The sequence below is a fragment of the Hungatella hominis genome, assembly GCF_014288005.1.
GTDB classification, from domain to species: Bacteria; Bacillota; Clostridia; order Lachnospirales; family Lachnospiraceae; genus Hungatella; species Hungatella effluvii.
The window spans coordinates 64,919-90,006 of sequence record NZ_JACOPB010000006.1 but is presented as its reverse complement, the minus strand read 5'-3'; the positions used below and the strand labels follow the sequence as shown (position 1 = coordinate 90,006).

Sequence of the window (25,088 nt, the reverse complement as noted above, 5' to 3'; positions counted from 1 at the left end):
TCAATAAACATTGAGGTCACTATTCTTAAAGTATTTTGCTTCCGGGCGGAAAACAGGTTAAGAATAATGACATATTTCTGTGTATCCGTTAATTTTCTATTCTTTTCATGAAACCGTTCATCTGTTATGATTAATTCATCTAAAAAATAATCACTTCAGCGATGAGGTGTGACAGGCAAGAAGGAGGATCATTCATGAAAAAAACATTGGCAATAGCGTTAAGCATGTCCATGGCAGCAGGCTTGATGACTGGCTGCGGGAGCAAGCCAGCAGAGACCAACGCTACGACGGCGGCCCCACAGGCGTCCGAGACGGGGAAAACCGAAGCTCCGGAGACGACCAAAGCGCAGAATACTGCTGAGAAAGAACCCGTGGAGCTTACAATCTGGCTTACCAGCCGCAACAAGGACGACTGGTACGTACAGATGGAAGATCAGTTTTTGGAGGAGCATCCATGGATCACATTAAATAAAGTAGTAAAAGAGGGGGACCCCGGCAACGAATTCTATCAGGCCGTAGCCGCAGGCAACGCACCGGATCTGGTAGATTCCTCCTTCACCATGATGAATACATACATTGCGGCGGGAATCCTGGAGCCTTTGAACAAGTATACGGACAACTGGGATGAATGGGGCAATTTCACAAGCGAGTACATCGATATGTTTAAAAAGGACGGCAGCTACTACGGTCTGCCGTATCAGGTAGCGCCCATGCTGTTCGGATATAACAAAGCGCTGTTTAAAGAGGCGGGAATCGCAGAGCCGCCGGCAACCTGGGATGAGGCAGTCGAGGATGCGAAGAAGATCAACAATCCGGATAAGCAGATTACCGGATATGCGACGCTGGCCGCTGAATGGACCGAGTGGTTCTTCCAGTATTATGTATGGCAGGCCGGCGGAGATCTGACGAAAGAGAATGCAGATGGAACGGCAGAGCTTACCTTTACCGATCCGGCCGTCATCGAGGCTGCAAAATACTATCAGAAGCTGCGCAGCGAGGGCGTGCTTCAAAGTGACTTAACCCTGAAGTTCGGCGATCTTGTAACAAACTTTGGACTCGGAAAGATCGGCATGATGCCGTTTGCCGGTGACTGGGTAGCGGAAGCCGCTGAAAAGGGAATCGATCCCGACGACATCGGATTAAGCCTTCCTCCGGCAGGACCATCCGGAGAACGCACCACCGCGATCGCAGGTACCTGCTATGCCATCAATGCCAAGACCGATCAGGCGAAGAAGGACGCCGCCTGGGAATATATCAGTTTCTATACGAGCAGGGCGTATCTGTCTTCCTTCTTTGAGAACCTGGCTACCAAGGGCGCGTTAAATCCGGTTATCATTCCCAGAGATGACATCAGCGTAACGGATTTCTACGAGTTCCCGGAAGAGTACAATCAGGTTCTGGAAGCCGCCAAATCCGTAGGCCGTCTTGAATTCTACGGGAAATCTGATTTCGGTTCCTACGTTGACCGTGCGGTACAGAAAATTTTAGTAGATCCGAATGCCGATCCGGAAAAAGAATTCAGCGCAGCGCAGGATCTCTGTGCCAGCGAGGCATTACAGGCTTTCAATGAGGCAAATAAGAGATAACAGACAGAACAGATCGACAGTACAGATCCATAGAACAGCCAAAAAGTGCGAGGACAACAGCCTGCACTTTTTGGCCTTTTGGCATTCTTATGATATAATAATTACTTACGATGTAAAACTGTAACAGGAAAGGGACGGGGAGATGTATGGCCATGATGCAGAAACTGAAAGAAATGAAACAAAGATGGGATCACAGCATTAAGGCCGTGCTGCGCCGGGTCAGTATTTTCCGCCGCCTGAATCTCTCCTTTATGCTGTTGATTATGACGGCTGCCATATTCCTGACCTTCTTCAGCTTTTACAAATATTCCGCCGAGATCAGAGCCAACATCGACCGGTACAGCTCCTTATTAGTCCAGAACGTGGAATTAAAGATTCAGGATACCATGCAGGAATACGAAGAGTCCGCCCTGACATTTTATGATGACAGCAAGGTGATCCGTGCGCTCAAAGAGAATGCGCAGCTGTATCCCTTCAAAACGGAGGCGGATAAAAATAAGTACGAGGAAAACCGCTACTTTGTGGAGAGCAGGCTGTACAATATGCGCTACAACCAGAAGTATATCGTCAATGTCCAGTTTGTGACGCCCCGGGAACAGTACTACATGGTGGAACCGGACGGATACCGGAGAGGCGGCTGCATCCGCAACCTTGAAGAGTTTTATAAGACGGATATCTACCTCATTCCCCAGGAGAAGAAGGGGTATCCCGTCTGGTTTGATATGGCGGAGCAGACGAACATCTTCTATCCGAATGAGCAGAGCATCTACGGCTATCCCAATATCATCACGCTGGGAATCGGCGTCTACGCGCCGGGAAACCGGGAGTTTTTAGGCGTATTGTTAATGAATGTCAGCCTGAACGCATTTTCCGGTGCCATGGAAGGCTATGAGGCCTATAAGGACGGAAATACCTTTTTAATCGGGGAGGACGGCGTTTTGATGTGGTTCAATCCCAGCCTCAACGCCCCCGCATTTCCCAAGGACGATCTGCTGTTCCAGGAGATGAAGCAGGATGGACAGGGCATCCGGGAAAAGAAGATCGACGGAAAAAAGGTGATACTGGCCTATGAGCAGATTCCCAATACCGGCGTGTTTGTAGCCTATATCGCGGAGCTGGCGGTCCTTTATAAGGAGACGTATCGAATCAGAAACCTGTGCATTCTGGTACTTCTCCTGATCGTTGTCGCCTGCTTTATCATCTCCTATTACGTGACCTGCAGTATTTCGGAGCCGGTCAGCCAGTTAGTCCGGGTCATGAAAAAGACCGGGGACGGCAAATGGAACGCCCGGTATGAGAACTCCGGTCACGATGAGATCACCATACTGGGAGACCGGTTCAATGAGATGGCGGACAAGACGGACCAGCTGATCGACCAGGTGTACCTGTCCGAAATCAAGCGGCAGAAGATTTCCATAAGCTGGGCCAATGCCCGCCTGGACGCGCTGCTCATGCAGATCAACCCCCATTTCCTGTACAACACCCTGGATATTATCCGGTGGGAGGCCATGTACGAGGCGGAGGGGGAAAGCGCCGTGACCCGGATGATTGAGAAATTCAGCAGGCTGTGCCGCATGGGGATGCGCACAGGCGGCAATACGATCACACTGAAAGAGGGAATCGAGCACGCCAGAACGTATCTGGACGTCATTAATTTCCGGCACAGAGAGAAAATCCAGCTGGAGATTGATATGCAGGCGGATGAGGAAGCCATCTATATTCCCCAGTTTATGCTGCAGCCCATCATGGAAAATGCCGTCGTGCACGCCTTCGACGACGGCAGCTGCGGATACCGGATCGTGATCCGGGCGTGTATCACAGGCGCAGAGCTGCAGATAACCGTAAGGGACAACGGGAAAGGCATGTCCAGGGAGGAAGTGGACCAGCTGACTGTCAACATGGAAAGAACGGATCTGGCTGATGAGAACATAGGTCTCGTCAATGTCTATCAGCGGATCCGGCTGTTTTACGGGGATGCGTGCGGCATAGGCATCACCAGCCGTTTAGGGGAGGGGACCGAGATCAGGATCACCCTGCCTGTGCGGAAGTATTCGGAGAATATGGAAAAGAGCAAAGGAGAGGAAGATGGCATACAAAGTTTTAATTGTAGATGATGAGGAAATTGTATGCAGAGGGCTGGCAAAATTCGTCAAATGGCAGGAGTACGGTTTCTCGGTGGAGGGGATTGCCTACAGCGTGGATGAAGCCCTGGCATTGATGGAGAGAACCGCCATGGATGTGGTATTTATGGATATCCGGATGCCGGGGAAGACGGGGCTGGATATGCTCCAGATCATCCAGAAGTCGTATCCGGGCGTCAAATCCGTCATTCTCAGCGGTTTCAGCGAATTCTCCTATGCGAGGGAGGCCATACGTTATGGTGCGGTGGACTATTTAAACAAACCGGTAAACCTAAAAGAGGTGGAAGAACTGCTGGAGCGCCTGGGGAAAGACTTTATGGAGGAAAGGCGTGCCCAGGAGGTGCGGAACAACCGGATTGAGGGCCTGCTCCTTTCCGCCGTAAAGGGCTATTCCAGGCTGGAGCAGGAGAAATACCAGCTGCCCATCCTGGAATGGTGGCACGGACTGTCCATGGAACTCTTAAGCCGTGAACTGTCGGAGGAGGAGATTCTCGGGAAAAAGAAGCTTCTTCGGGCGAAGATCATAGCCATTGTGCCGGATGCGTACCTGCTGGACTGCAATGTCTATGAGCTGTTTGCGATCATTCCCTGCAAAAATGAGGCGGAGGCCGACCACTTTGTGGATATCCTGGAACAGACCTGTCAGGTGGGGCTGGAGTGGTCCTGTGGAATCAGCAAGTTCAAGCACGGCATCGGCGCGCTGAGAGAAGCCTATGAGGAGTCTGGAAAGGCCCTGCGCTACCATCGGGCCAGCGAGAAGCGGGGGATGATCTGGTATAAAAATATAGAAACCCTGTTTTCCCAGGACCTGCCGGAGACTCAGGAGATCCTCCGGGAACTGGTTGGCGTCCTGGCCAATCCCGAAGAGCGCGGCTGCGCGGTTTCCCAGCTGGAATCCGCACTGGAGAGTATCTGCGCACAGAAAATGACCGTGATGCAGTTCCAGACCGTATGTATCCGGTGTCTGATCGAGCTGAATGGACTGCTGCAGGGCATGAAGGGGGACGGCATAGATCTGCACGGCCAGCTGAATAAGATGCTGGAGAAGATTCTGCTCTGCGACAATTACCGGATGACCATTGACTGTATGACCGGCTATGCCGCCATGCTGGTGCAGAAGCTGAATGATACCGATGAGGTGCAGCTGGGCGGCGGAGTGATCAAGGAGGTCCAGCTGTTTATCCGGCGCCATTACAATGAGACAATCACGCTTAATATGCTGGCCGACCAGTTCTATCTGCATCCCAATTATCTGAGCCGCCTGTTTAAGGAAAAAACCGGTAAGAATTTCGTGGAGTATATGACAGAGGTGCGTATGGAGAAGGTGAAGGAGATGCTGACCGACCCGGAAAAGAAGGTGTCCGATATCAGCATGATGGCCGGATATGAGAATCCAAGGTATTTCAGCAAGGTATTTAAGCAGTTTACCGGGATGACTCCCAGTGAATACCGGGAGGCGCTGAACAGGTAATAGGATAAGAATTGTGATTCCTTTGTAAGCTAAGACAACAGGCCCGTTAAAAATCAGGCCTGTTGCCTTTTTTATTTCCCTAGTCAATGAGCCGGGTGCATTTACAGTCTCTGCCCTTCATTTTCCGCCATGACAGGCAGCTTCACCCGGAAGGCTGCGCCGCCGCCTTCCGTTTCGTCCACCGAGATCCGGCCGCCGTGGAGCGTGGTCAGTTCTTTGGCGATGGAGAGGCCGAGGCCGAAATGGCGTTTGTCCGTCCTGGAGGTGTCGCCCCGGTAAAAGCGGTCGAAGATATGCGCCCTGACGTCGGCGGGAATCCCGCATCCCTGGTCTGCTACGGAGATCGTCATTTCTTTCCCTTTCACCGCGGCGCTTATGGTGATCTTTTTATTGGCCGGTGTATAGGACACGGCGTTGTCCAAAAGGATGGTGAGCAGCTGTTTTAAGCAGGAGGCGTCGCCGGTTACATGGGGAAGCGTCTCTTCCGGCAGGTCCAGGAAAAGCCTGACCTGGCTGTTTTGACAGACCGGTTCAAAGAGCTCGTAGGTTTCGATGAGAAGCGTATCCATATCCACTGTCTCCTGTTTGATGGACCAGCTGCCGGCGTCTGTGGAGGCGAGAAGCAGCATATCCCCCACAAGCGCCGCCATGCGCCTGCATTCACTCCGTATGTTTTTCAGATACTGGGCCTGCTTTTCCGAACATTCCGCTGATTGCAGGGGAGAGGGACTGTCCGAACCGTCCGCCGACTGTAAGGGAGAGTGACTTGCCGCTACTGCGTCGATGGCGGTGACACTGGATTCGATGACTGCCAAAGGGGAGCGAAGCTCGTGGGAGGCCGAAGCGATGAATTCGTTCTGGCGTTTCCTGCTCATTTCCACCGGTTCCAGGGATTTTCCGACGAAATACCAGCTGACGAAAAAGAGGGCTGCAATCCCCAGAATATCGAACAGCAGGAAGCGCGGCCCCTGACTTCTGATCAGAGAGATACCCGGCGTCCGGTACCCCAGAAGCGTCAGGCTCTGATATCCTTTGGCGGTGGGAAAGACAAGGATTGTGCCGTAATAGGAGTCTCCCTGATCCCCCTTTACCGTGAAGACCGAGCTCTGAATGACCGAGGAGGAGACAGGGCGCACCGCCGGATTGACTTTCTCCTTCAGGGCCTCTTCCCGCGCCCGGTCGATGAGCGTCTGCCGGTCCGTGGCCGGAACCCAGGACCCGGAATAGAGAAATGGTTCCCGGTTCTCCTCAATATGTATGATCAGCTTTTCTGAAGCCTCGGTCTGGGCCAGCCAGCTTCCGGAAATGGTGGAGCCGTACTGCATGCGGGACGCGACGGCTACGATCTGATTCTGGAAGGTCTGTAGCGCGTCCTTTTCCGATACACGGAGGTTGTAGAAGAGGAGTCCTGCGACTACCAGGGTCAGAATGGTTCCCGTGGTTACGGTGTACAACAGGGTCAGTTTTTTGCGAAGCGCTTTAATCATGGATTTCCTCCAGCCGGTAGCCGACGCCATGGACCGTCTGGATTTTTGCATTTCCATGAAGCGCCTTTAAACGCCGGCGTAAAAAATAGATGTAGTTGTCCAGATTGCCTGCCTCCACCTCGGAATCCGGTCCCCACACGTAGGAGAGGATGGCATTTCGCGGAAGCGTACGGCCGGCATTTCTCATCAGATACTCCAGAAGCGACGACTCCCGGCCGGAAAGTGTAACCGTCTCGGCGGCGGCGCCTTCTCTGGTGAGTTCATGCTTGACCGCGTCCAGGCTGAGGCTGCCGAAGGTCAGAGTCGTGGTGTCCGCGGTTCGTCCGGGTCTGCGGGTGACTGCCCGGATCCGTGCCAGGAGTTCCTCCACTGCAAAAGGCTTGACCAGGTAGTCGTCCGCGCCTGCGTCCAGCCCGTCGATTCTGTCGCCCACACCGTCGAGCGCGGTGGTGATGATGACAGGAGTCATGACGGATTTCTGCCGGATGGCCTGTAAGAGGCTTAAACCGTCCAGGCTTGGAAGCATCCGGTCCAGAATCAGCACGTCGTAGGGATACTCCGTCGCGTAGTAGAGGGCGTCGTCGCCCCGGTAACACTGATCGACCTGATATCCCGCCTGCTCTAACTGCATGGCTACCGTGCTGCACAGTATTTTATCATCTTCTACCAGTAAGATTCTCATGTCTGTGATCCCTGCTTTCTTTCTTATTTATATCAGTTGTTTCCTCTATTATAGCAGAGAAATCTCTAAAAAATCTAAAAACCAGCCGTTTCCAGTTTTTTTAGAGATTTCTCTGGTATGATTATTCTAAAGGCAAATCCGGAAAGGCAGAAAGGACAAAAAGGGATGGACAGAAAAAAAGGAATGACCGCACGGAAAGCCGCCGCATGGCTCTTGATACTGGCCGCGGTAACTGTGATGGCGGCAGGATGCGGCCCGAAGCCGGGTGGTGCGGAGGCGGGCGGCGCGGATGCGCCGACGGCCGATAATGGGGGAACCGGTGATAACTCCGACGTCCCCAGAGGACGGTATGTGGAGCAGGAACTGGCATTTCCGTTCGATCCATCGTCGGAGATGATGGAAGCCATGATGCTTTCTCCGGAAGGAGATCTCCTGGTTCTCACATACAACCTGGAGATGGAAAACAGGATTTACCGGATGGAAGATACGGGTGAATGGAACATGGATGAAGCCCTCACCGCCAGTATTCCCGAGGGCAGCATGCTTTTAAAGATGAACGGTACGAAGGATGCGGCGTATTACTACCTTACACAGGGGGAAGAGAGATACATCGGAAAGATGGCATGGGGCAGTCAGAAGATGGAGCGGCTTGCAGATCCCGCGTTTGAAAAGGATGGGATCTATAATATCTCCGATTTTCTGGCGTCTGACAGCGGGGCGGTGCTCTTTTCCCTGATGGATGGAAAGACCGTGGTCTGGAAGCCGGAAGACGGGGTGTCCCTCCAGTTGTATCAGAAAAACAGAAACAGCACGCTGAATACCAGCAGCACACTGGTGGGAGATACGTACATAACGGCGGGTGACCTGGGATTTCTGGCTTATGACATGGAGACAGGAAAGGAACTGGAGACGATTCCTTACCAGACGGGGGACTCCGACGCGGAGGGCAGCCTCGCAGCCGGAGAAGGGGACGATATCTACCTGTGCAACGCGGCGGGAATTCACCACATGGCGCTCGGCGGGACGATGTGGGAGACCATTGTGGACGGGAGCCTGAATTCCTTAAGCCTTCCGGGGATTAGAATTAGTAAGATGTGTGTCGGTAAGAACAACGACTTTTTCGTATGGTACGAGAAAGACGAAAATCCCGTTCTTGCACACTATGTATACGATCCGGACACCATTTCCGTTCCGACATCGACGCTGACCGTATACGGTCTTGATCTGTCGGAGAAGTATCTGATCCGCCAGGGAGCCATACGGTTCCAGATGGAAAATCCCGATATTCGTGTCGAGGTGATCGACGGAAGAAAGCAGATGGAGGGGATGATGGATGCGGATATCATCCGAAGCTTAAACGAGGAGCTGCTGACCGGAGCGGGAGCGGATGTTCTCGTGCTGGACGGCCTTCCGGGAAAGTCCTATATAGAAAAAGGGATTCTGGAGGATATGAGCGTACTTCTTGCGCCGTTTACAGAGAGTGGGGAAATATACCGGAATCTGACCGGCCATTTCCGGAGAAGCGACGGATCTGTCTACGAGGTGCCAGTGAGGGTCTTATTCCCGGTTGTATATGGGGAGGCCGGGGCCACAGCGAGTTTATCCAGCCTGCAGGCGTATCTGGAGTATCAGGAATCGCCGGGAGCCGGCTCCATAAGTGGAAAGACCGTATATGAAAATATTCTCCGGCGCCTTGCTTTTCTGTATGACCAGGAGCTTTGGGATGACGATGGAAAATTAAAGGAAGAGGAGCTTACAGACCTTCTGGAAGCGGCCATGCGGACCGGAGAGCATTCCGGCGCCCGCGTTCTGTATCCGGAGGACGAGGATAACGGAGCCGGAAAACGGTATAATCTGGTCGCTGAGAACGGGTTTACCACTCCGGACCATCTGGGGATTATGGCGGGAGACAATCAAGCCTCTCTGGAGCTTCCGCGGGAAATGGCGGAGATGAGCCTTTCGTTTGCAGTTATGAGGGAAAAAGGGTATCCGCTTCAATCTGTCAATCATACCTTCTATCCGGAAGAGCGGGTCGCCATTAACCGGAACAGCAGGCAGAAAGAGACGGCGGAACGCTTTGTAACCTTCCTGCTGTCGGAACAGATACAGGGAGAGGACGTGGAGGATGGCTTCCCCGTCACCCGTGCTGGTGTGGAACGATGGAAGCAGCGGCAAATAGTGATGAGCTATGGGACGGGGAACTGGGATGGCCTTATGATCTACGGGGATTATCCAACGGAATCAGAACGGAAGCTTTTGCTGGATATGATCCCGGACCTGGATAATCCGGTCGTACCGGATCCCACGGTTCTGTCCATTATGGCAGAAGAATCGGAGGGCTATTTCAGTGGGACACAGGATCTCCCGGCCGCTGTAAAGGCCATAATAAGCAAGGTGACGCTCTATCGGGCGGAGACAGAATAAAGATGTGGTTTGATTTATGCAGGAGATAATTGAGAGAGAGGACTAAATGAAGATGAAAAACAGACACTTGATTCAGAGAGCCGCGGCTCTGGCCCTGGCCGCGGTCATGGCGGTGATGACCGCCGGATGCGGCGCAAAGGAACAGAAGGAGGGCGCCACAGAGGGGGCAAAGGACAGTACAAAACAAGCAGGGACTGCGGACCCGGGAACCGCGGACGTCGCAAAGGGGCGTTATGTGGAGCAGGCGGTTGCATATCCGTTTGAAGCTGGAACGGAACGTGTTGTGGATATCATCCAGGACCAGAACGGGGAGCTGGTGATGTTCACCTTAATCGGCCAGGAAGTGGATGGGAAAAAGAAGGCCTACCGCTACGACGGTTCCTCCTGGAGCGAAGATACGGCTTCTCCGGTGCAGGAGCTTCAGGACAGCGACTATTTAACGTATTCCGCTTACGGCGCGGATGGGACGCTTTATCTGATCTACGCGGATCAGAGTTATAAGGCGCATCTGGTGAAGTTTGCAGAAGGGCAGCCCATGCAGGAGATTTCCGCCGGGATTGAGGATGCCATGGTTCTGCTGAACGGACTGTACGTAAGCGAAGACGGCACTCTGTTCATTCCCTCCGGTGACCAGGTCATCGTCGTCGGTACGGATGGCGTGGTGGAAAAGAAGCTCCCTCAGAGGAATTCCCACAGCAATTTCTGTGACAGCCACACGCTGACAGCTAATAGTTTTATGACTACAGGAGACAGGGGATTTCTCCGGTACGATTTAAAATCGCTGGCGGAGAAGGAAGTGATTCCGTTCCAGACCGACGAGTCAGACGTATACGGAAGTCTGGCCCGTGGAGAAGGAGATGATTTCTACCTTGCTAATACTAAAGGAATTCATCACATGGCGGATCAGGGAACGATGTGGGAGACCATCGTGGACGGTTCCCTGAATTCCATGAGCATGCCCAGCGCTTACGTAAAACGTCTTCTCGTCGGAAATGACAATGATTTTTACTTATGGTACTCGGAAAGTGAGGAACAGAAACTGGCCCGCTATACGTATGATCCGGAAATGCCGACCATACCGTCGAAAACCCTTACGGTATACGGCTTAAACCTTTCGGAAAACCAGACCGTGAAACAGGCGGCCGCCCTCTTCCAGATGGAGCATCCCGATGTCAGAGTCGAACTGATCGACGGAGCCGGCGAGTCGGGGAGTACCTTAAAATCCGATACGATCCGTTCCTTAAACGCGGAACTGTTAAACGGCAACGGCGCTGACGTGCTGGTGCTGGATGGGCTTCCGATCGAATCCTATATTGAAAAAGGGGTTCTGGAGGATTTAAGTGATATTATCACTCCCATGGTAAAAGCGGGAGAGCTATACCCCAACATAGCGGAGAGCTTCACCGGTTCCGACGGAAGTGTCTATCAGTACCCGGTCCGTGTCACCATTCCGATTATGTACGGAGACGGAACGGCGGTGAGCCAGATGGCTGCGATCGGTTCTCTCCGGGCGTGGCAGGAGGCGAATCCGGATAAGGCTCTCTTCCCAAAGACCATCTATGAAAATATTCTGAGGCAGATGATCTATCTCTACTATCCGGAGCTGGCAGGAAAAGACGCCGGACAGCTGGATACGGAGAAAGTCAGAATCCTTCTGGAGACCGCGAAGCTGGCGGGAGACGCCAGCGGAAGCAAGGTAGTCTTCGATGAATCGGAAGACGGCGGCCGCGGACGGGTATACAATGCCGCCGATACGAGAGGATTTACTGGTTTAAGCGATTATGGACTGCTGACGAAAAATGCAGAGATCTCTCTGGTGGAACTGGCGGGTATGATGGATGTCATGACACCTGTTGCAATCGTTGATAAGTATGGTTACCAGATGGAACAGTTTAATGATATCTATTATCCGAAGGGACTCCTGGGAGTCACCAGCTTTGGTAAGGAAAAGGAGACTGCGAGAGAGTTTGTCGCGTTTGCCCTGTCACCGAAGGTTCAGAATGGGGATTTAAATGACGGATTTACTGTGAGTAAGACCGCTTCCGGTGCCTGGATAGAACGGACTTCCATGGTGAGCATCGGTTTCAGCTTTGACGGCGGCGATATGATGAGCGCAGAGTACCCGGATGATAAGAAGAAGGAAGAGATTATGGGAATGCTGGATAAGCTCCATACGCCCATTTCTGTTGACGATATACTGCTGGAGATGATAGTCAGTGAAACTAAGGGATATTTTGAAGGGAAACAGACTGCGGCCGAGGCGGCGGGGCAGTTTGAAAACAAGACGAAGCTGTATTATGCGGAATAAAACACAGTCGGGCCGTCTGGCACGGAAGGCGTATCTGTTCCTTCTGCCGAGTCTGGCGGGGACAGCCGTGTTTGTCCTGCTCCCGTATGTGGATGTTGTCCGCAGGTCATTTTTCGAGGCGGCAGGAGGGCGTTTCGTCGCCATGCAGAACTATGTGACGGTAGTCGGCAACAGCGCGTTTCGATTGGCATCTTTTAACACACTCCGCTTTCTGGTGATCTGCGTACCGCTTCTGGTGCTGGTGTCACTGTTTTGCTCCATGCTGATCGCGGGATTAAAGGAGGAGGGGACCGTCTTTAAGACGAGTCTCCTCGTTCCGCTTGCCATTCCTGTGGCTTCGATCGTCCTGCTGTGGAAGCTGTTTTTCTATCCACAGGGGATGGTCAACCAGATCACCGCGCTCTTCGGCATGGCGGGGATAGACTGGATCAATGGAGACACGGCCTTTGGCGTGCTGGTCTTTACCTACGTGTGGAAGAATCTGGGATACGATGTGGTTCTGTGGGTGGCGGGTCTGGCGGCCATATCGGATGAACTTTACGAGGCAGCCAGAGTGGACGGAGCGGGTATCGTGGCACGGTTTTTATACGTGACGCTGCCGGGCCTTTCCAAGACGGCATTTCTGGTGGTATCCCTTTCCGTGTTCAATTCCTTTAAGGTATTCCGGGAAGCGTACTTAATCGCAGGGGAGTATCCCCACGAGAGCATCTATATGCTGCAGCACCTGTTTAACCACTGGTTTGTGACCCTGGATATCCAGAAGATGAGTGCGGCCTCCGTCCTTCTTTTGCTGGTGGTGGCACTGCCGGTTATCACGAAAGGGCTGGCTTCGAGGAGAGGTGAAACATGAAATGGTTGAGAGAACGGATGCCGGAGAAAAAGATTCTCCCGCACGTCAGAAGGCTTATCCTGTCGGTAATCTGCCTGTTTATCTGGCTTCCCCTGCTCATGATGGCGGGAAATTCCTTCCTGTCCAGGGGGGAAATGCTGTCCCGGTTCGGTCCTGTGTTAAACGGCGGAACCGGAGCGGTGAAAGTTACCCTGTTTCCGGACTTTCCGACCTTAAGTCCCTTTGTGGAGCTGCTTCTGGATTCCCCGGGATTTTTCGTGATGTTCTGGAACTCCTGCCTCCAGACCGGGGCTGTGCTGTTCGGCCAGATGCTGGTGGCCGTTCCGGCGGCGTGGGCGTTTGCCATGTATTCATTTCCGGGTAAAAAGGTGTTGTTTATGGGATATATCATACTGATGATACTCCCGTTTCAGGTTCTGATGACCCCGGATTACTTTGTGCTGAACCAGATGCATATTTTAGATACCCATCTGGCGGTCATCCTTCCGGGGATATTTTCCACATTTCCGGTATTTATCATGACACAGTTCTTTTCCTCGATCCCACCGTCTCTGCTGGAAGCGGCGCGTCTGGATGGGGCAGGAGAAGGGGCGGTGTTCTTTCGGATCGGTATACCGATGGGGTTCCCGGGAATCATGTCGGCAGGAATCCTGGGCTTTTTAGAGAGCTGGAATGCCATCGAGGCGCCGATGGCATTTTTGAAGAACCGGACGCTCTGGCCGCTGTCCCTCTATCTTCCGGATATTACGGCGGATAAGGTCAGTGTGGCGTGGGTGGCATCCGTGGCGGCTATGGCGCCCCCGCTCTTTCTGTTTCTGGCCGGACAGAGTTTTTTGGAGCAGGGAATTATGGTATCGGGGATAAAGGAGTAGACAGATGGAGAGGAAAAAAATACGAAAATGGTGCAGAGATGGTTTCCTTATGTTTCTTGGAGCCATGGCGGTCTTTACCGTTCTTTCCAGAAGTCTGGATTCCCTGACGGTGCCGCAGGTCGGCACCTCTTACGGTAAGATGGGAAATGTAAATTATGAAATCAAAGGGGACGGGAAATTTCTCGCCTCCGGAATCACATACTTAAATCCCGAGGAAGGGTTAAAGGTCCAGTCCGTCGGAAAAACGGCCGGGCAGAAGGTGGAGGCGGGAGAGGTGCTTTTCGCCTATCAGCTGGAGGGAATTCAGAAGAAAAAGGAGGAACTGGCTCTTTCCATCGAAAAGATGAAGCTGGAGCTGAACCAGTCCGAGGTCCGCTCGAAACAGATACCGGGCATATCGGAGGAGACGCTGGCCATTCAGTCGCTGGAGGCGGCAAAACGGGCCCTGGATTTCGGATATCAGGACTTGGAGGAATTGAGGCGGGAGAGCGACGAAAAGCTTGCAAAGCTCAAACGGGACTACAATCAGAACATGACCCAGTCCGAGGAAGAGATGGAGGAGGAGACGAGACGGCAGTACCGGACCGCCGAGCGGGCCTACGATGCGGCTGTGGCGAAGAAGGAGAGCGCGGTCAAGAAAGCGGAGCGCGAGGTGACCGACTGCGAGGAGAAGCTTGACCGCCTGGAAGAAGAAGGGGCTTCAGACGAGGAGATCCTGAAAGCCAGAAAAGCTCTGGACCGGGCAAATGAGGATCTGGAAGAGGTGCGGGAAGAGCAGTCGCTTAACGTGGAGGAGGCGAAAGCGGCCTTAAACAGCGCGGAGGAAGATTACGGCGATGTCAGTGCCGGTAGGAGAACCGCGGCGGAAGCGCTAAAGAGCAGCTATGAGTCCTCGGTGGAAGCGGTGGAGGCGCAGATCAAGGCCGGAGAGAAGAGCGTGAGGAATTTGGAAGAAGCGCTCAGCCAGGCTGAACTCGCGGTATCCAACGCGCGGGCCAGGGATGCGGTGACGGCCGCCGAAAATCAAAAGGAGCAGACCGCCTCCGGCCTGGACCGCCAGGTGAAGCAGCTGGATATTACAAAGGCGGAGGAGCAGTTAAAAGCCCTGGAAGCCCTGGAGGCAGCATCCGGTGAAGTGACGGCTCCGGTATCCGGTGTGGTGACAGAGCTGGCCGTCGTCCCGGGAAAGACCGTGACGGGTGATGAGCTTGTGGCCATAGGTGACGGAAGGCTGAAATTCGAGGGAACGGTAGAAAAAAAGCTGGGCGAACTGATTACGGCGGGAACGAAGATAAACCTGCAGTACGGAGAGTCCAGGCGAACGTATGAGGCGGTGGTGGACAGCGTGGACTTCTTATCGGAGGAAGAACAGGCGCATTTTACCGCATCGGTCCAGGAGGACACGGGGGTTCTGGGGGCAACGGCCGCATTTTCGCTTAATCTGACATCCCGGCAGTACACTCAGGTCATTCCCATCGCAGGGCTCAGGCAGGAATCGGATGGTTACTACATCCTGGTGGTGAAACCGCAGAAGACGATACTCGGCGAAGAACTGACCGCGGAAAAGATTCCCGTGGAATTACTGGAAAAGAGCAGCACCCAGGCGGCCGTACAGGGTGCATTCAGCAATACGGACCAGCTGATCGTATCCAGCAGCAGGATCATCGAGGCAGGCGACCGTGTCAGAATATCCGGAGAGTGAGAGAAAGATGAACAGGTTTAAGACATGGATCAGAACGGGCAGAGCAGCCAGAGTAAAAACCGTGTTTCTGGCAGTGCTTCTGTCGGCGGTTCTGTGGGGAATTTCCCTGTGGCAGGGAGAGAAGATAGAGCCATACGCCGGTGATATCCAGATCCGTTACCACGGACAGGGGGTGTCCCGGCAGGCTTTGGAGCAAATAAAAGAAGCCGGGTTAAAGCCTGAAGATGAGAGCTTCCCGGAGACCGCGGCATGGAATGTGGAGTACTATGTGGAGGCCAGGAATCCGGTGCTGAACTTTAAGCAGGATGTCACCTGCATCATGATTCGGGGAGAGATGGATCAGATCGTGAAGGACCGGCTGGTGGCAGGCACGTATGGCTTTGGAGATGATGAGGAGGGCTGTGTCGTCAGCAGTAAAACGGCATGGGAACTGTTCGGCTCCACCGATGTGACCGGCAGCTGGATCTCCGTAAAGGGGAAACGCTTTGTCATTCGGGGAGTGACGGCCGCCTCCTATCCCATGGTAATGCTTCCGGCAAAACGGCTGGAGACGGAGTTTTTTCCCAACGTCTCCTTTTCTTACTCCGGTCAGGAGGGGCTTGAGGGGCAGGCGGAAGAGATGATCATGCGCTTCGGACTGCCGGGACATGAAATCAGAATTAATGGGAGTATTTACTATGCCATGGTAAGGTTTTGCTGCACGCTGCCCGGATGGGCCCTGCTTATCTGGTTCTGGATTTTGATGCGGCGTTCGCGGCGTTTGAAAAAATTTGATATGCAGCAGGCTGGGCGGAGAGGTAAAACGGAAAAACATGCAAAATACCGAAACTGGCTGTGGAAAGTTTTATTCTTTGCGGTGATGGCCGGAGGTGCGGCAGCTCTGCTCTGGTATGGCTTCCGTTTTCCGGGAGAGTTTATTCCATCCCGGTGGTCGGATTTTTCCTTCTATGCGGAAAAATTCACACAGGTAAAAGAGAATCTCTTTGACATAGCCATGCTGCCAAAGACCCGGTGGGATGTGGAGATGATACGCGCGTTTGCTGCCTCCGTGTTCTGTTCGGCAAGCGCGGCTGCGCTGATCATCATAACGGGAAGTCTTCTGCTTTCCATGCCTGACCATACCGGGCAGGAGTAGAAGGCTCCTTTTTTCGTCAAATATAAGTATTTCAAACAATTTATGCATAAGCTATTGACTGTAAACCCTGTTTATACCTTATAGTAAACAGCAAAAAAGGGAGAAAAGACGACATGACAATTAAGGAAGTGGAAGAAAAAACAGGGATTGTACGTTCCAGTGTCCGTTTCTACGAAAAAGAAAAACTGATCCATCCTGTCAGAAATAACAGGAATGGATACCGTGAGTATACGGAAGAGGATGTACAGAACATCAAAAAAATAGCATACTTACGGACCTTGGGAATTTCACTGGAAAATATTCACCGCATAATCGATCACGAGGTATCCCTGCAGGTGGTCCTTGAAAGACAAGCGGATGCGCTGGAGAGCCAAATCGCAGATCTGGAGAAATACCATTATATATGTAAAAAGATGCTGACCGAAAAGGAAATGACGTATGAAGATTTAGAGGTGGAAGCATACGTGACAGAGCTGGAAGATTACTGGAAAAATAACAGTAAGGTCTTTCGGATGGATTCGGTCGGTTTCCTGTATCTGTGGGGGGGATTGCTGGCATGGGGCGGAATCACAGCGGTGTGCTTCCTGCTTGCGCTGCTTGCATATCCGAATTTGCCGTCCCAGGTGCCGATACAGTGGAATAACGGCGAAATAAGCCGTCAGATTGGAAAAGCATTTATTTTTGTATATCCTGCCGCCTGTATCATCATAAGATTTTTTTTGCGTCAGTTTATTTGGAGATGGCTGACACTCCGTCTGTTCTGCTTCAGTGATACCATCTGCGATTACGTGACCAACTGCCTGTGTTTTGTTATATTATCAGTAGAAGCATTTACAATCTTTTACGTGAATGGAATGATGCAAAATGTGACCACGATTCTGACTGCGGACGCAGTGGTGCTTGTGGGAGTCCTTCTGATCGGGTGGTATAAACTGACCGTAGGACAAGCGCGGGATTGAAAGAACGGAGGGATAGGAAGAGACTGATCGTAATGTAAACAGGCCAGCATTTTCAGTTGTTTTTCAACTTCGAAAATGCTGGCCTGTTTTGTATGAGCGCAGTATGCATAAATCAAATATAACTGTATGTTTTTGAATGCCTCTTCAGGAAGAAAAGGCAGAGAAGGAACCCTCCCGCTTCTGCTGCCGGAACGGCAAGCCAGACTCCGTCAAGCCCCATAATAAGAGGAAGGAGCAGTAAGCATAGGACGATCAGGCAGAGCGTGCGCACGAAGGAAATCACAGCCGATACCCTGCCGTTAGATAAAGCGGTGAACAGGGCCGACGAAAAGATGTTGACTCCGGAAAATAAGTAGCCGAAAGAGAACACCATGAAGCCGTGGCGGGCCAGATCGTATACGGCTGTGCCGGGGTGTGCGAAAATTGTTACGATAATTCCGCCAGCCAGCTGCGCTGTGGCAAATACGAGGAACGAAGTGATGCCTGTAAAGATCAGGGAGGTCTTAAATACCTGCTTCAGCTGCTTCGTATTGCGGCTGCCGTAATTGTAGCTGATGACAGGTGAGACGCCCTGTGAAAATCCCATGTACAATGCATTTAACAGGAACTGGGAGTACTGGATAATGGTAATGGCCGCGACGCCGTCTTCTCCTGCGTAGTGCATCATCAGGAGGTTGAACAGGAAGGTGATAATGCCGGAGGATAAATTGGTTACCATTTCCGAGGAACCATTAATCAGTGTTTCCTTTAATTCTGCCGCAGAAAGACGGGGCTTTACGAGCCACAGTGCCTTGCGGGAAACAGCAAAGTAGATCAGACCAAATACCGCAGGGATCATGTAGCCGGTAACGGTTGCAATAGCCGCGCCAGCCACGCCCAGCTTTAGCGGGACGATGAGAATATAATCCAGAACCGCGTTGCTTAAGCCGGCCAGAATCGTGAGAAAAAGTCCCAGTCCGGGCCGTCCCTCCGTGATAAAATACATCTGAAACAGAATTTGAAGCATCAGCGCCGGAGCGAAGGCCATCTGCCATCTCATATAAGTAATACAGTCGCTCACGAGTAAGTCGCTGGCTCCCAGGAGCCGTACGATCGGTGCAGCAAAGAGAGTGCCGAGAACCGCCGTTACGGCTCCGACGATGATATTCAAATATATAATAGAAGTAAAGGCAGCCCGTGCTTCCTCTGCTTTTCCTTCGCCCATCTTCTTTGCAACGATGGCGCAGCTGCCGGTTGAGAACATGACCGCGATGCCGAGCACGATGTTAATGGCGGGATAGACGATATTGATGGATGAAAGCGCATTGGTCCCGACGAAACGCGATACAAAGACTCCGTCAATAATCGTATAAAGGGAGGTAAAAATCATCATGATGGTCGTCGGCAGTGCAAACATCATGAGGGAACCAAATGTAAATTTTTTTGCCAGTGAATAATTCATACTATTTCTCCTGATTTTCTTGTAAATTTCAGCCGCATGGATTATCATAGGGTATAGGGTAGGCCGATAGTCAAGCAGAAAAACTTTGGATATAGAAAGGAATGTTGCAGGCCTGTGAACTGTAACAGAGGAATCAAAATATGGAAAAACAGTCGGAGTTATATTTTACAACAGGTGAGTTTGCGAAGATTTTAGGGGTTAAGAAGCATACGCTGTTTCACTATGATGAGATTGGTCTGTTTTCGCCGGCGGTGAAGGATGAGGAGAATAATTACCGGTATTATTTTGTGTGGCAGATGGATACGTTTGAGGTGATTCGGGCATTGCAGAAGCTGGGTATGCCTCTCAGTGAGATCAGGGAGTATATGGAGACCCGGTCGCCGGAGCATTTTCTGGCGCTGGTGGATCAGAAGGATGCGGAGATCGACCAGGAGATTGAACGTCTGAAAAATATGAAGCGTTTTATGGAGTGGGAGAGAACGACGATTAAGGAGGCGCTGGAGGCCGAGGTGGATAAGCCGAAGCTGGCGGAGAGAGGCCAGGAATACTTATTTTCTTCCGAGGTGAATATCACGGGGGAACGGAAGCTGGCAGAGGAGATTGCACACCATGTCAGGGTCTGTGAGCAGTACCATATCAGCATGAACGCCGTGGGCGCAGTCTGTCTGGGCAGAGACTTAGAGGCGGGGAAATACGACCGCTACCGGAGTGTCTATACGCGGCTGGATAAGCGCATTTCGGCACTGAAACCGTATGTGAAGCCGGCGGGAACCTACGTGGAACTTTATTACCGGGGGTATGACGGAGACATGGGGAAGGCGTATCCGGTTATTCGGGATTTCGCTGAACAACAGGGGATCCGTCTGGATGAGATGTGGTATGAGGACCTTCTCCTCGATGAACTGACGGTCAGGGATACCGCGGATTACGTTGTGAAGGTGGCGGTGCGTGTGAAATAACGCTTCCAGCTGGTGAAGCGGGAAGCCGTAAGGCTGATTTTAACGGGGGGTAAAGGGATATGTACCGATTGATTATTATCGATGACGAGGAAAAAATCGTAGAAGGGATGGGGAGGCTTTTTCCGTGGAAGACCATAGGATTTTCCGTGGAGGGCCTCTTCACCAGCGCGGTGGAAGCGCTGGAATTTATGGAGAACAATCAGGTGGACGTGGTGCTCAGCGATATTGAGATGCCGGATATGGATGGCATCGAGCTCAGCCGCAGATTGTTAGAGAAGGAAGATGTGAAGGTGGTTTTATTCAGCAGTCACCAGGATTACGACTATTTCCGGGCGGCGATTCAGAACCGTGTGGAGGACTTTTTGCTGAAGCCAGTGGATTACGCCATGCTTCTGGAATGTCTGGGACGGGTGAAGGAGCAGCTGGATGCCAGAAGCCAGAAGAAGGTGGAGCTTCCAAAAGGGTATTACGACAAGATCGTGTCCGGCGTCAGGGAGTATCTGAGGAAGCATTATCAGGATGCCTCCCTGGAGGGGGCGGCCGAGACGGTGAATTTAAGCCCTGCTTACTTATCTAAGATTTTCAAAGAGAAAAATGGGACCAGCTTTTCGGATACGCTTCTTTCCATTCGGATGGAGAAGGCGAAGGAGATGCTGGAGGACATTCGGTATAAGAGCTATGACATTGCCTACTATATCGGGTACGACAATCCGAAGAACTTCTCCAGGGCGTTTAAGTCATACTATGGAATGACTCCGATGGAATACCGGAAATCAAAGACGGAGGAAGGGCAGTGAAGAAAAAGTTCTTTTTCAAGCGTGTGGCGATTTATCTGGGCATGATGCTCCTGCCGATGACGCTCCTGTTTACGGCGTTCTGCGTCCTGAATTTGCGGACGATAGACCGGGACTTAAAGAGACAGGGGAGACAGACCGTGGATGCGGTGGATGTGAACTTTGATCTGGTCCTGAGCAATGTCCTCTACCAGAACGATCTGCTGACCAGCACGACCCGGATGAATCTGTCGCTAAAGAGAATTCTGTCCCAGAGCGAAATGGCTTACGGCGACGCGGTCAACATCGACAGCCTTCTGGCCATTCTGCGGAGTATCAAGGATTCCCATGAGTATGTGGAGTCCATCTATCTCTACACCGACGGCGCGGCCCGATATTTTTCCTCGGACAAGGGGATTCATACCATAGATGAGAGTACGGATTCCTCCTGGCTCGATGTCTACCGGGAGATTGCAAAGGACAGCAGCAGTTACATTGCGCCGCGGGAGATATCCCTGGGAGCGGATCAGGTGGTTCCTGTTTTGAGTATTTACAAACGCCTTCTTTTACAAAAGGGATGCATTGTGGTAAACATTGATGTGGCGAAGCTGGAGGAGATTCTGGCAAAGCAGATTTCCGGCCATGAGGAGACGGTCTATCTGGTAAACAGGGACGGCGATGTCCTGGCAGAACAGTCGGCAGGAAGCGGTAAGAACGGGGACCGGGAGTATTTTGCACGGCTGAAGGAACAGTATGGGGAAGGATGGCAGGAGCATTTAAAGGGGATGGCTGGCACCTGGGTCAGGACTCAGAACGGCACCTGCCTTCTGAGTGTGGGAAGCTACGATGCGATGGAAGTGTATTACGTGTCGGCGATCTCCTCAAAGGCCAGAACCGAGAGTATTTTCGCTATGCTGCAGTCATTTCTGGCGTTTCTGGTCCTGGATCTCTGTGTGGTGGTGTTCCTGGCGTATTTGACGACGAAGCGGTCCTTTGACCAGATTTCCTATATGATTTCTGTGTTTAATGAGGCGGAAAAGGGGCTGCCGGTGGCGAAGCCGGAAAACAGCAACCGGGACGAATACGATGTGATCATGAATAATATCATCTATCTGTTCCTGAACACAAACCATTTAAACGCCCAGCTAAAGGAAAATGAATACAAGAGAGAACACGCGGAAATGATGGCGCTCCAGCTTCAGATCAATCCCCATTTCCTGTTCAATACGCTTCAGACCGTGGACATGGAGGTGCGGAAGCAGGAGGCCAGTCCCGAGGAGATCAGCACGGTAATCCGCTGCGTCTCGGATATCTTAAAATATGCGCTGAGCGACCCCGGGGAGCCGGTCACGGTGGAGGAGGAGATCCAGTACTTAAAAAAATACGCGGCCATTCAGAAATTCCGGTTCGGCGACCAGTTTATCATCTACTATGAGGTGGATGATGAGGTGATGGACGCCGCGGTATTCCGGCTGTTCTTACAGCCGCTGGTGGAGAACAGCCTGCTCCATGGGATACGCGGATCGAAGCAGAAGGGCTACGTCAAGGTATCCATTCAGAAACGGGGAGAACGCCTGCGCTGCTGTGTGATGGACACCGGAGCGGGGATGACCAGAGAAGAGAAGGCCGGTCTGGAGAGCCGCTTTTCGAGTGATGGCGCGGGTGGAATCGGACTGGCTAATCTGTACCGGAGACTCGTGCTCCGGTATGGAGAGGATAGCGCCCTGCGTGTCTGGTCGAAAAAGGGGATGGGAACCGCGGTCAGCTTCTATATTCCCTGTGAAAAGATGAAAGTGTAAGAGATGGTATCATTCCTTTCGGTTATCAAAAGGAATGATACCATTTTTTGCAGATATCGCAATTTAAGAAGAATTTTAGAAAGACGGGCGCCTTTTATTTCTCCTGGTTTCATTATAAAATAGGAGTATCAAAAGGAGAGACGGTCCGGACGTCCAAACAAGAAAATGGAGGAAGGTTTCATGAAAAAATATTTAGCAATACCAGCGGCGCTCTGTCTGGCAGCAAGTTTATTAACAGCCTGTGGGGGCGGAAAAGGTGAGACGACCGCTGCGGATACGAAGGCAGAACAGGGCCAGACCGCGGCGGCGGAAAAAGAAACCGCCAAAACAGCGGATGGCGGATCGGAACAGATTACACTGCGGTTTTCCTGGTGGGGCGGTGAGGAACGCCTTGCGGCCACGCTCGATGTGATTAAGCAGTTTGAAGAGGTGAATCCCAATATTAAGATCGAACCGGAATACGGAAGCTCCGACGGCTATGCGGACAAACTGGCAACACAGCTCGCAAGCGGAACGGCTCCCGACATCATCCAGATTGATCCGGGCCTCATGCCGGCGCTGGTTTCTAATGAGACCAATTACTTTCTGGATTTAAATACTTCCAGCTTCGATTTTTCCAATTTTGACGAAAACTACTATAAGCTGAGAATCAACGGCTTCTATGATGGAAAGCAGCTCGGAATCCCGACCGGAATATCCGGCGGCGCGGTTCTGGTAAATCAGGGACTGGCGGATCAGATCGGTATCGATTTCCACACACAGTATACCTGGGACGACATCTTTGACTGGGCGAAAAAGGTGAGAGAGTACGACGATTCCATGTACTTAATCTGCTCCAACAAGGATTATGTGGCCAATATCCTGGCCAACAACTATGCAAAACAGTTAAGCGGCAAGACGTTTATCAACGAAGAAACGAAGGAGATTAACTTAACATCCGAGCAGTGGCAGGAGGTCTACACCTTTGTGAAACGCCTGTACGATGAGGAAGTGATCGCTCCGGCTTCCTATTCGGCCGCATACTCCGGAGACAATATGCAGTCCGATCCAAACTGGATTGCCGGAAAATACGTCTGCAGCTTTACCTACATGTCCACCATGGAAACTCTGGCAGCTGCCAATGCGGATGCAGAATACACAGCCGGTCTCTTCCCTCTCTATCAGGGCTCCGATGTGGATGCATGGAATGCAAACTGCCCGCAGATCATAGCGATCAACGCCAAATCCAAAAATCCGGAAGCGGCAGTGGAATTTTTAGATTATTTCTTTAACAATGAGAAGGCCATGGAGACACTGGGATGCACCAGAAGTGTTCCTCCAACTGCAAAGGCCAGAGAAATCTGTACGGCGGACGGTTCTTTGAGCAAGCTGTTGGCGGAGGCAGCGGATGTAGCCGGCAGCTACAGCGGAATGGTTGACGACAAGTATTTTTCGGCTGCGGAGGCAAAGCAGATATTGACCGATGAGGTGGAGGCGGTTGGATTCGGAGTGGCAACTCCGGAAAGCGCTTCCGAGGAGACCATCAGCCTGCTGAATAATTACATTTCCGGCATTCAGTAAACGGCGGCGGGGGAAACTATTATGGCAGCAAACCAGACAGCAATAAAAACCAAACGATATAAGAAGCGGGACTATCAGGCATTTCTCTACCTGATGCCCTGGATTTTGGGAATGCTTATCCTTCAGATTTATCCGTTTTTATGTTCTTTCTATTATTCATTTACCAATTATCAGGTCAGCTCCAGTCCAATCTGGAGCGGCCTGGATAATTACAGCTATCTATTTACCAGGGACACCGAGTTCTGGAATTCGGTGAAGGTAACTGTGGTCTATACCCTGTATACCGTACCCGGCAAGCTGGTGATGGCCCTGGCGGTCGCTGTATTTTTAAATCGCAATATCAAGGGGATTAACCTGATCCGGACGCTCTACTACATACCGTCGCTGTTTGGCGGAAGCGTGGCAGTCTCTGTCCTGTGGAAGGCGCTTTTCATCGACAACGGCGTGATCAACGCCCTGCTTACAGGCTTAAGTCTGCCGGCCATCCAGTTCTGGGGCGATCCGAGATATGCACTAAAGACCATCTGCGCCCTGGAAATCTGGCAGTTCGGTTCCTCCATGGTGATGTTTCTCGCTGCCTTAAAGCAGGTTCCCACGTCGCTTTACGAGGCCGCCTCCATCGATGGAGCGGGAAAGCTTCAGAGTTTCTTCCGGATCACGCTTCCCCAGATCACTCCGATCATATTTTTTAACCTGATTATGCAGACGATTCAGGCGCTGCAGAACTTCACCTCCGCCTTTGTCATCACCAAGGGCGGCCCGGTGAAATCCACGTATGTGCTGGGTATGAAGCTGTACAAGGAGGGCTTTTCCTATTTTAAAATGGGGTATGCCTCCGCCATTTCCTGGGCGATCTTTGTCATGATCGTGGCAGTTACCATGTTGTTGTTCCGATCCTCGTCTGTCTGGGTTCACTATGACGACGAGGGAAGTTTCTGA

18 protein-coding genes are annotated in these 25,088 nt (G+C 52.0%); 15 read left to right on the top strand and 3 right to left on the bottom strand.

Features of this window, described 5'->3' with window-relative positions:
* Nucleotides 1–194: 194 nt before the first annotated feature.
* The 3 genes from H8S75_RS14825 (at nucleotide 195) to H8S75_RS14815 (ending at nucleotide 5,198) form a co-directional block, all read left to right on the top strand.
* Nucleotides 195–1,586, top strand: a complete 1,392-nt coding sequence (locus tag H8S75_RS14825) for an extracellular solute-binding protein (protein ID WP_187022298.1) — start codon at nucleotides 195–197, stop codon at nucleotides 1,584–1,586.
* Nucleotides 1,587–1,738: 152 nt separating this feature from the next.
* On the top strand, nucleotides 1,739–3,700 hold the full coding sequence (locus tag H8S75_RS14820; RefSeq protein WP_187022297.1) for a cache domain-containing sensor histidine kinase: 1,962 nt from the start codon (nucleotides 1,739–1,741) through the stop codon (nucleotides 3,698–3,700).
* Complete coding sequence (locus tag H8S75_RS14815) at nucleotides 3,672–5,198, top strand: response regulator (RefSeq protein ID WP_187022296.1); 1,527 nt, start codon at nucleotides 3,672–3,674, stop codon at nucleotides 5,196–5,198. The genes H8S75_RS14820 and H8S75_RS14815 overlap by 29 nt, the downstream gene beginning before the upstream one ends.
* 101 nt (nucleotides 5,199–5,299) lie before the next feature.
* On the opposite strand, the gene H8S75_RS14810 is transcribed toward H8S75_RS14815, so the two are convergent.
* Nucleotides 5,300–6,685, bottom strand: coding sequence for a sensor histidine kinase (locus H8S75_RS14810; RefSeq protein ID WP_187022502.1), 1,386 nt, complete (start codon nucleotides 6,683–6,685; stop codon nucleotides 5,300–5,302).
* The gene (locus H8S75_RS14805; RefSeq protein WP_187022295.1) at nucleotides 6,678–7,367 is read right to left on the bottom strand and encodes a response regulator transcription factor; all 690 of its coding nucleotides are present in this window, start codon (nucleotides 7,365–7,367) and stop codon (nucleotides 6,678–6,680) included. The genes H8S75_RS14810 and H8S75_RS14805 overlap by 8 nt, the downstream gene beginning before the upstream one ends.
* Before the next feature lie 165 nt (nucleotides 7,368–7,532).
* Between H8S75_RS14805 and H8S75_RS14800 the strand changes: the two genes are divergently transcribed.
* The 7 genes from H8S75_RS14800 to H8S75_RS14770 all read left to right on the top strand — a co-directional run bounded on the left by H8S75_RS14800 (nucleotide 7,533) and on the right by H8S75_RS14770 (nucleotide 17,617).
* On the top strand, nucleotides 7,533–9,791 hold the full coding sequence (locus H8S75_RS14800; RefSeq protein WP_187022294.1) for a hypothetical protein: 2,259 nt from the start codon (nucleotides 7,533–7,535) through the stop codon (nucleotides 9,789–9,791).
* A gap of 46 nt (nucleotides 9,792–9,837) precedes the next feature.
* Nucleotides 9,838–12,099, top strand: coding sequence for an extracellular solute-binding protein (locus tag H8S75_RS14795; RefSeq protein ID WP_243270278.1), 2,262 nt, complete (start codon nucleotides 9,838–9,840; stop codon nucleotides 12,097–12,099).
* Nucleotides 12,089–12,949, top strand: coding sequence for a carbohydrate ABC transporter permease (locus tag H8S75_RS14790; protein WP_187022293.1), 861 nt, complete (start codon nucleotides 12,089–12,091; stop codon nucleotides 12,947–12,949). Before H8S75_RS14795 ends, H8S75_RS14790 begins: the two co-directional genes overlap by 11 nt.
* Nucleotides 12,946–13,821, top strand: coding sequence for a carbohydrate ABC transporter permease (locus tag H8S75_RS14785; protein ID WP_081034263.1), 876 nt, complete (start codon nucleotides 12,946–12,948; stop codon nucleotides 13,819–13,821). The genes H8S75_RS14790 and H8S75_RS14785 overlap by 4 nt, the downstream gene beginning before the upstream one ends.
* A gap of 4 nt (nucleotides 13,822–13,825) precedes the next feature.
* Complete coding sequence (locus H8S75_RS14780; protein ID WP_187022292.1) at nucleotides 13,826–15,523, top strand: HlyD family efflux transporter periplasmic adaptor subunit; 1,698 nt, start codon at nucleotides 13,826–13,828, stop codon at nucleotides 15,521–15,523.
* 7 nt (nucleotides 15,524–15,530) lie between these two features.
* Nucleotides 15,531–16,658, top strand: a complete 1,128-nt coding sequence (locus tag H8S75_RS14775; protein ID WP_187022291.1) for an ABC transporter permease — start codon at nucleotides 15,531–15,533, stop codon at nucleotides 16,656–16,658.
* 113 nt (nucleotides 16,659–16,771) lie between these two features.
* Entirely contained in the window at nucleotides 16,772–17,617 is an 846-nt protein-coding gene (locus tag H8S75_RS14770) for a MerR family transcriptional regulator (RefSeq protein ID WP_187022290.1), read from the top strand.
* A gap of 112 nt (nucleotides 17,618–17,729) precedes the next feature.
* Here the strand turns inward: H8S75_RS14770 and H8S75_RS14765 are convergent, their stop codons facing one another.
* Nucleotides 17,730–19,058, bottom strand: coding sequence for an MATE family efflux transporter (locus H8S75_RS14765; protein ID WP_187022289.1), 1,329 nt, complete (start codon nucleotides 19,056–19,058; stop codon nucleotides 17,730–17,732).
* A gap of 140 nt (nucleotides 19,059–19,198) precedes the next feature.
* On the opposite strand from H8S75_RS14765, the gene H8S75_RS14760 reads away from it, so the two are divergent.
* The 5 genes from H8S75_RS14760 to H8S75_RS14740 all read left to right on the top strand — a co-directional run bounded on the left by H8S75_RS14760 (nucleotide 19,199) and on the right by H8S75_RS14740 (nucleotide 25,088).
* A complete protein-coding gene (locus H8S75_RS14760) occupies nucleotides 19,199–20,017 on the top strand; it encodes a MerR family transcriptional regulator (protein ID WP_002601027.1) in 819 nt (272 codons plus the stop codon).
* 59 nt (nucleotides 20,018–20,076) lie between these two features.
* Nucleotides 20,077–20,814 carry a response regulator transcription factor gene (locus H8S75_RS14755; RefSeq protein ID WP_187022288.1) on the top strand — a complete coding sequence of 246 codons (738 nt, stop codon included), beginning with the start codon at nucleotides 20,077–20,079 and terminating at the stop codon, nucleotides 20,812–20,814.
* A complete protein-coding gene (locus H8S75_RS33355) occupies nucleotides 20,811–22,589 on the top strand; it encodes a cache domain-containing sensor histidine kinase (protein ID WP_187022287.1) in 1,779 nt (592 codons plus the stop codon). Before H8S75_RS14755 ends, H8S75_RS33355 begins: the two co-directional genes overlap by 4 nt.
* Nucleotides 22,590–22,769: 180 nt before the next feature.
* Nucleotides 22,770–24,149 (top strand): ABC transporter substrate-binding protein, encoded by a 1,380-nt coding sequence (locus H8S75_RS14745; protein ID WP_187022286.1) that lies wholly within the window; start codon nucleotides 22,770–22,772, stop codon nucleotides 24,147–24,149.
* 21 nt (nucleotides 24,150–24,170) lie between these two features.
* On the top strand, nucleotides 24,171–25,088 hold the full coding sequence (locus H8S75_RS14740; RefSeq protein WP_187022285.1) for a carbohydrate ABC transporter permease: 918 nt from the start codon (nucleotides 24,171–24,173) through the stop codon (nucleotides 25,086–25,088).

Coding starts and splice junctions, on each gene's coding strand:
- H8S75_RS14825 (WP_187022298.1), top strand. CDS start 195: ATGAAAAAAACATTGGCAATAGCGTTAAGCATGTCCATGGCAGCAGGC.
- H8S75_RS14820 (WP_187022297.1), top strand. CDS start 1,739: ATGATGCAGAAACTGAAAGAAATGAAACAAAGATGGGATCACAGCATT.
- H8S75_RS14815 (WP_187022296.1), top strand. CDS start 3,672: ATGGCATACAAAGTTTTAATTGTAGATGATGAGGAAATTGTATGCAGA.
- H8S75_RS14810 (WP_187022502.1), bottom strand. CDS start 6,685: ATGATTAAAGCGCTTCGCAAAAAACTGACCCTGTTGTACACCGTAACC.
- H8S75_RS14805 (WP_187022295.1), bottom strand. CDS start 7,367: ATGAGAATCTTACTGGTAGAAGATGATAAAATACTGTGCAGCACGGTA.
- H8S75_RS14800 (WP_187022294.1), top strand. CDS start 7,533: ATGGACAGAAAAAAAGGAATGACCGCACGGAAAGCCGCCGCATGGCTC.
- H8S75_RS14795 (WP_243270278.1), top strand. CDS start 9,838: ATGAAGATGAAAAACAGACACTTGATTCAGAGAGCCGCGGCTCTGGCC.
- H8S75_RS14790 (WP_187022293.1), top strand. CDS start 12,089: ATGCGGAATAAAACACAGTCGGGCCGTCTGGCACGGAAGGCGTATCTG.
- H8S75_RS14785 (WP_081034263.1), top strand. CDS start 12,946: ATGAAATGGTTGAGAGAACGGATGCCGGAGAAAAAGATTCTCCCGCAC.
- H8S75_RS14780 (WP_187022292.1), top strand. CDS start 13,826: ATGGAGAGGAAAAAAATACGAAAATGGTGCAGAGATGGTTTCCTTATG.
- H8S75_RS14775 (WP_187022291.1), top strand. CDS start 15,531: ATGAACAGGTTTAAGACATGGATCAGAACGGGCAGAGCAGCCAGAGTA.
- H8S75_RS14770 (WP_187022290.1), top strand. CDS start 16,772: ATGACAATTAAGGAAGTGGAAGAAAAAACAGGGATTGTACGTTCCAGT.
- H8S75_RS14765 (WP_187022289.1), bottom strand. CDS start 19,058: ATGAATTATTCACTGGCAAAAAAATTTACATTTGGTTCCCTCATGATG.
- H8S75_RS14760 (WP_002601027.1), top strand. CDS start 19,199: ATGGAAAAACAGTCGGAGTTATATTTTACAACAGGTGAGTTTGCGAAG.
- H8S75_RS14755 (WP_187022288.1), top strand. CDS start 20,077: ATGTACCGATTGATTATTATCGATGACGAGGAAAAAATCGTAGAAGGG.
- H8S75_RS14745 (WP_187022286.1), top strand. CDS start 22,770: ATGAAAAAATATTTAGCAATACCAGCGGCGCTCTGTCTGGCAGCAAGT.
- H8S75_RS14740 (WP_187022285.1), top strand. CDS start 24,171: ATGGCAGCAAACCAGACAGCAATAAAAACCAAACGATATAAGAAGCGG.